The organism is Pseudomonas sp. GM74, from assembly GCF_000282455.1.
In the GTDB taxonomy this organism is placed as follows: Bacteria; Pseudomonadota; Gammaproteobacteria; order Pseudomonadales; family Pseudomonadaceae; genus Aquipseudomonas.
This window is the reverse complement of sequence record NZ_AKJG01000044.1, coordinates 141652-148199: the sequence shown is the minus strand read 5'-3', so window position 1 is coordinate 148199 and position 6548 is coordinate 141652. Positions and strand designations below refer to the sequence as shown.

Genomic DNA, 6548 nt, shown 5'->3' with positions numbered 1-6548 from the left:
TGCCGAGCCTGCGAGGCTGCGTTCGGCGGCGAAGCCGTCGTGAAATCAGATACCGTCGTCTTGTGGATGCACAGCGCACACAGGGTTTGCGACGGCTGCGCCGCCGAACGCAGCCTCGCTAGCTCGGCAGCTGCTACAACTCAGCGCAAGGCGGCGATTGCGTCTACCGACTCACGAATCAGCGCCGGGCCTTTGTAGATGAAGCCCGAATAGATCTGCACCAGGCTCGCGCCTGCGGCAATTTTCTCCGCCGCGTGCTTGCCTTCGGTAATGCCGCCCGCCGCAATGATCGGCAAACGCCCGCCCAGCTCCGACGCCAGCACTTGCACGGTGTGGGTGCTCTTGTCGCGAACCGGTGCGCCGGACAGACCGCCGGCTTCTTCGCCATGCTCCATGCCTTCGACGCCTACGCGGCTCAGGGTGGTGTTGGTGGCGATGACGGCATCCATCCCGGTTTCGATCAGCGCTTGCGCAACTTGTGCGGTTTCTTCGTCGCTCATGTCCGGTGCGATCTTGATCGCCAGCGGTACATGCTTGCCATGACGCAATGCCAGTTCCGCGCGGCGCTCGGCCAGATCGGCCAGCAACTGCTTGAGCGAGTCACCGAATTGCAGGCTGCGCAGGCCCGGCGTGTTCGGCGAACTGACGTTCACTGTCACATAGCTGGCGTGGGCGTAAACCTTGTCCAGGCAGATCAGGTAGTCGTCCACGGCACGCTCGACCGGCGTATCGAAGTTCTTGCCGATGTTGATGCCCAGCACGCCTTTGTACTTGGCCGCCGCCACGCGGGCCAGCAGGTGATCGACGCCGAGGTTGTTGAAACCCATGCGGTTGATGATCGCCTCGGCTTCCGGCAAGCGGAACAAACGTGGCTTCGGGTTGCCCGGCTGCGGACGCGGCGTGATGGTGCCGATTTCGACAAAACCGAAACCCAGCTGGGCGAAACCGTCGATGGCCGCGCCATTCTTGTCCAGTCCGGCGGCCAGCCCCACCGGATTCGGGAAGTCCAGGCCCATGACATTCACCGGCAGCTTCGCCGGGGCCTTGCACAGCAAGCCGTTGAGTCCAAGACGCCCGCCCGCGCCGATCAGGTCCAGGGACAGATCGTGGGAGGTTTCCGGGGAGAGTTTGAACAACAGCTGACGGGCCAGGGTGTACATGGGCGGATTTGACTCGATTGGCGGCGAATTGAGGGGGCGATTATAGCCGGGCAACGGGGCGGCAAGCGAGGCGCCTGATCAAATCAACGGATGATGGCATATGCCTTGCACCACTCTGGGCACCAGCACCCATGCCAACGACCGGAATGTGTGCAAAGACAATGACGTCGTCCCCGGCCTGCTCACGCAAGAACCCGGACGACGTTTTTTTTGCAAGGTGAACACGCGATGAACGAACCGTCAGCCAGCCCTCTGGCCTGGGTCAATGGCAGCGATGCCCCGGAAAAAACCGAAATCAATCTCGGCTTCATGGCCCTGAGCGACTGCGCCTCGGTGGTTGTCGCCGCCACCCAGGGCTTCGCCCAGCCCTACGGCTTGACCCTTAATCTCAAGCGTCAATCATCCTGGGCCAACCTGCGGGACAAACTGGTCAGCGGCGAACTCGATGCCGCCCACAGCCTCTACGGCCTGGTTTACGCCGTTCACCTGGGCATCGGCGGCGTGGCCGCGACCGACATGGCCGTGTTGATGGGTCTGAATCAGAACGGCCAGAGCATCAATCTGTCCCGTGGTTTGCAAGCGCTTGGAGTGACCAGTCCTGAAGCACTGGATCGGCACGTGCACCAAACTCGCTCAAAACTCACTTTCGCCCAGACGTTTCCAACCGGCACCCACGCCATGTGGTTGTATTACTGGCTCGCCAGCCAGGGCATTCACCCGCTGCTGGATGTCGACAGCGTGGTGGTGCCGCCACCGCAGATGGTCGCGCACCTGCGGGCCGGTCGTATCGACGGGTTCTGCGTCGGCGAACCCTGGTCCGCCAGCGCCGTGCAACAGGACCTCGGTTTCACCCTGGCCACGACCCAGACCATCTGGCCCGATCATCCGGAAAAGGTCCTCGGCTGCACCCGTGCGTTCGTCGAGCAATACCCCAATACCGCCCGGGTGCTGGTGATGGCGGTTCTGGAAGCCAGCCGCTTCATCGAACAAAGCACCGAGAATCGCCGCAGTACCGCACAATTGCTCAGTGCCACGCAGTACCTCGACGCGCCACTGGACTGCATCGAACCGCGCCTGCTGGGCGAATACGCCGACGGCCTTGGCCACCGCTGGCAAGACCCGCACGCGCTGCGTTTGCACGGGGACGGCGAGGTCAACCTGCCGTACCTGTCGGACGGCATGTGGTTCATGACCCAGTTCCGTCGCTGGGGCTTGTTGCGCGATGACCCGGACTATCTCGCGGTGGCCCGGCAGGTCCAGCAACTGGACCTCTACCGTGAAGCCGCCCGTGCCGTCGGCGTCGCTTCATCAGCCGGGCAGATGCGCAGCAGTCAATTGATCGACGGCAAGATCTGGGACGGCTCGGACCCGGCCGGTTATGCCCGCAGTTTCAAACTGCACGCCATGAGCGACAGCTCGCACCGATCCGCCAGCCGCTGACAGGAGACCACTAACATGCTGCGTATCCTGCTGATCAACGACACCGCCAAGAAAGTCGGACGCCTGAAGGCCGCCCTGACCGAGGCCGGATTCGAAGTGATCGATGAATCGGGCCTGACCATCGACTTGCCCGAACGCGTCGAAACGGTGCGTCCGGACGTGATTCTGATCGATACCGAGTCACCGGGCCGCGATGTCATGGAACAAGTGGTGCTGGTGACGCGCGACCAGCCACGGCCGATTGTGATGTTCACGGACGAACACGACCCCGATGTGATGCGACAGGCGATCAAGTCCGGGGTCAGTGCCTACATCGTCGAAGGCATTCACGCACAACGCCTGCAGCCGATTCTCGATGTGGCTATGGCACGCTTCGAAAGCGACCAGGCCTTGCGTGCCCAGTTGCATGCCCGCGACCAGCAATTGGCCGAGCGCAAGCGCATCGAACTGGCCAAGGGGCTGCTGATGAAAATGAAGGACTGCAACGAGGAAGAGGCCTACACGCTGATGCGCCGCCAGGCGATGAGCCGCCAGCAAAAGCTGATACAGGTGGCGGAGCAGATTATTGCCATGAGCGAGCTGCTTGGCTGAAACCCTGTGGTGAATGTTCTATCGCCTTCGCGAGCAAGCCCGCTCCCACAGGGGATGTGGGTGTACACAAAACCTGTGCTCGACACAAAAACCTGTAGGAGCGGGCTTGCTCGCGAATGGCAGCTACTCGATTTCGGTTGTTGGCACAAATCTGGCTAAGTAATCACCACAGGTAACCAACGGCGGTTGCCCCACCTACGACAAAGACGTCGCTCACCTTCATTTGCCCTTGGCGGATTCGGGTGGCGGCGTTTTTTCGTTTTGGCCCCACAGCACGGGGCCGGTGGTGCGGCCGTATCGGCGCCCCACCTGCAAGCTCATGACTCCTTCCGAGACTCTTCACAGCTGAGGTGCGCAATGAATTCAAGCTTCTGGAAATCCGGCCATACACCCACATTGTTCGCAGCGTTCCTCTATTTCGACCTGAGCTTCATGGTCTGGTACCTGCTCGGCCCTCTGGCGGTGCAGATCGCCGCCGACCTGCACCTGACGACGCAGCAGCGGGGGCTGGTGGTTGCCACGCCGATTCTGGCCGGGGCAGTGTTGCGCTTCGTGATGGGAATGCTGGCTGATCGCCTGTCGCCCAAAACCGCCGGCCTGATCGGCCAGGTCATCGTGATCTGCGCCCTGTTCGGCGCCTGGAAACTCGGGATCCACAGCTACGAGCAAGCCTTGCTGCTGGGCCTGTTCCTCGGCATGGCCGGCGCTTCGTTCGCCGTCGCCCTGCCCCTGGCCTCGCAGTGGTATCCGCCGCAGCATCAAGGCAAGGCCATGGGCATCGCCGGCGCGGGTAACTCGGGCACGGTGCTCGCCGCATTGATCGCCCCGGTGCTGGCGGCGGCGTTTGGCTGGAGCAACGTGTTCGGGTTCGCCCTGATTCCGCTGATCCTGACCCTGATTGTCTTCGCCTGGCTGGCCCGCAATGCCCCTGAGCGGCCAAAAGCCAAATCCATGGCCGACTACTTCAAGGCCCTGGGTGATCGTGACAGCTGGTGGTTCATGTTTTTCTACAGCGTGACGTTCGGCGGCTTCATCGGCCTGGCCAGCGCCCTGCCCGGTTATTTCAACGACCAGTACGGCTTGAGCCCGGTGACTGCCGGCTACTACACCGCTGCCTGCGTGTTCGGCGGCAGTCTGATGCGCCCCTTGGGTGGTGCTCTGGCTGACCGGTTCGGCGGCATTCGGACCCTGTTGGCGATGTACACCGTCGCAGCGACCTGCATTGCCGTGGTCGGCTTCAATCTGCCAAGTTCCTACGCCGCACTGGCACTTTTCGTCTGCACCATGCTCGGTCTGGGTGCAGGCAATGGCGCGGTATTCCAGTTGGTACCCCAGCGTTTTCGCCGGGAAATCGGCGTGATGACCGGCCTGATCGGCATGGCTGGTGGTATCGGCGGGTTTGCCCTCGCGGCCGGCATGGGCGCGATCAAGCAAAGCACCGGCAGCTATCAACTGGCGCTGTGGTTGTTCGCCAGCCTCGGCGTTCTGGCCTGGTTCGGTCTGCACGGCGTGAAACGTCGCTGGAGAACCACCTGGGGCTCGGCCGCCGTGACGGCTGCGCGGGTCTGAGGCCTCGATGAGCCTGCAACTGAGCTTCGCCGAAGCCAGCGCCATCGGTCCTCGCGAGGAAAACCAGGACGCCCTGCGCCTGGTCACGCCGGCTCCGGCGCTGGCCGCGAGCAAGGGTTACCTGTTCGCGATCGCCGACGGTGTCAGCCAGTGCGTCGATGGCGGTCTGGCTGCCCGTTCGACGCTGCAGGCCCTGGCGCTGGATTACTACGCCACGCCGGAAACCTGGAGCGTCGCACAGGCGCTCGATCGTCTGCTGCTGGCGCAAAACCGCTGGTTGCAGGCCAATGGCGGCGGGCAACCGCTGCTGACCACCCTCAGTGCGCTGGTCCTGCGTGGGCGGCGCTTTACCCTGGCCCATGTCGGCGATTGTCGGGTGTATCGCTGGCACGCCGATCAATTGCAGCGAATCAGCGAGGATCACGTCTGGGATCAGCCGGGCATGCAACATGTGCTGAAACGGGCGCTGGGGCTCGATCAACACCTGGTGCTGGACTTTCTCGACGGTGAGTTGCGCCCCGATGAAAGCTTCATCCTGCTCAGCGACGGCGTCTGGGCCGTCCTGGGCGATACCGCCATTGCCGCGATCCTGCGGGATCAACCGGACTTGCACAGCGCTGCGCAAACCCTGGTCAATGCCGCACATCTGGCGGGCAGCCAGGACAACGCCAGCGCCTTGCTGGTGCGGGTCGATGCCCTCGGCGAAGCGAGCATTGGCGATGCGTTGATGCACTTACAGCAATGGCCACTGCCGCCCGCCCTGAAACCCGGTCAGGCGTTCGAGGGCTGGCAGGTCGAGGGAATCGTCGCACAGAGCCAGCAATCGCTGCTTTATCGCGTTCGCGACAGCCAGCAACAACCCTGGCTGCTGAAAACCCTGCCGGGGCGTCTGCACGACGATCACCAGGCCGGGCAAGCGTTACTGTCGGAAGAATGGTTTCTCAAACGCGTGGCCGGTCGACACTTTCCTGAAGTCCATGCCGCCAGCCAGCGTCAGCATTTGTACTACGTAATGCGTGAATATTCGGGCGCTACCCTGGCCCAACGGCATGAACAAAGCGGCCCCTTGCCGCTGCCCCAGTGGCAAGACATCGCCGAACGCTTGCTGCGAGCGGTCGGCCTGTTGCATCGACGGCAGATTCTGCATCGCGATATCAAACCGGAAAACCTGTTGCTGGGGGACGATGGTGAGTTGCGCCTGCTGGATTTCGGCCTCGCCTACTGTCCCGGGCTTTCGCAGGATCTGCCCTGGGCGCTGCCGGGCACACCCAGTTACATCGCGCCCGAAGCCTTTCGCGGCGAAGTACCGACGCCACGACAGGACTTGTACGCCGTCGGCGTGACCCTGTATTTCCTGCTCACCGGGCACTATCCCTATGGCGAAATCGAAGCGTTCCAACGCCCCAGGTTCGGCCTCCCGGTCAACGCCAGCCGCTACCGGCCCGACCTGCCGGACTGGATATCCCACAGCCTGGAGCGCGCCGTGGCGGTGGCCCCCGACCAGCGTTTCGAAACGGCGGAAGAATGGCTGCTGCTGATGGAACAGGGCGAGCGCCGCAGCTTGAGCGTACGCCCCAAGCCCTTGCTGGAGCGCGAGCCGCTGAAGGTCTGGCGGACATTGGCGCTGGTGTCCTTGCTGCTGAACCTGGTGCTGCTGGTGGTTGCGCTCCATTAGCGGGCAAAGCGCCTTGAATCGGTGCACTCCCTCACGCTTGTGCCCTTGCGAACGGGGAAAAAGCCAACAAACACGGGATTCGAGCGACTTGGCATAACCACTGCATTACCTCT

5 protein-coding genes are annotated in these 6548 nt (G+C 62.9%); 4 read left to right on the top strand and 1 reads right to left on the bottom strand.

Annotation, left to right across the window (positions count from 1 at the left end; all coding sequences use genetic code 11):
* Window positions 1-140: 140 nt before the first annotated feature.
* Complete coding sequence (locus tag PMI34_RS18690) at window positions 141-1160, bottom strand: quinone-dependent dihydroorotate dehydrogenase (RefSeq protein ID WP_008048626.1); 1020 nt, start codon at window positions 1158-1160, stop codon at window positions 141-143.
* Window positions 1161-1388: 228 nt separating this feature from the next.
* Between PMI34_RS18690 and PMI34_RS18695 the strand changes: the two genes are divergently transcribed.
* From PMI34_RS18695 to PMI34_RS18710, 4 genes are all read left to right on the top strand, one after another.
* The gene (locus tag PMI34_RS18695) at window positions 1389-2600 is read left to right on the top strand and encodes a CmpA/NrtA family ABC transporter substrate-binding protein (protein WP_008048625.1); all 1212 of its coding nucleotides are present in this window, start codon (window positions 1389-1391) and stop codon (window positions 2598-2600) included.
* 15 nt (window positions 2601-2615) lie between these two features.
* Window positions 2616-3191, top strand: a complete 576-nt coding sequence (locus PMI34_RS18700; protein WP_008048624.1) for an ANTAR domain-containing response regulator — start codon at window positions 2616-2618, stop codon at window positions 3189-3191.
* A gap of 357 nt (window positions 3192-3548) precedes the next feature.
* Window positions 3549-4760 (top strand): nitrate/nitrite transporter, encoded by a 1212-nt coding sequence (locus PMI34_RS18705; protein ID WP_008048622.1) that lies wholly within the window; start codon window positions 3549-3551, stop codon window positions 4758-4760.
* 7 nt (window positions 4761-4767) lie between these two features.
* The gene (locus tag PMI34_RS18710; RefSeq protein WP_008048621.1) at window positions 4768-6435 is read left to right on the top strand and encodes a bifunctional protein-serine/threonine kinase/phosphatase; all 1668 of its coding nucleotides are present in this window, start codon (window positions 4768-4770) and stop codon (window positions 6433-6435) included.
* Window positions 6436-6548: the final 113 nt, after the last annotated feature.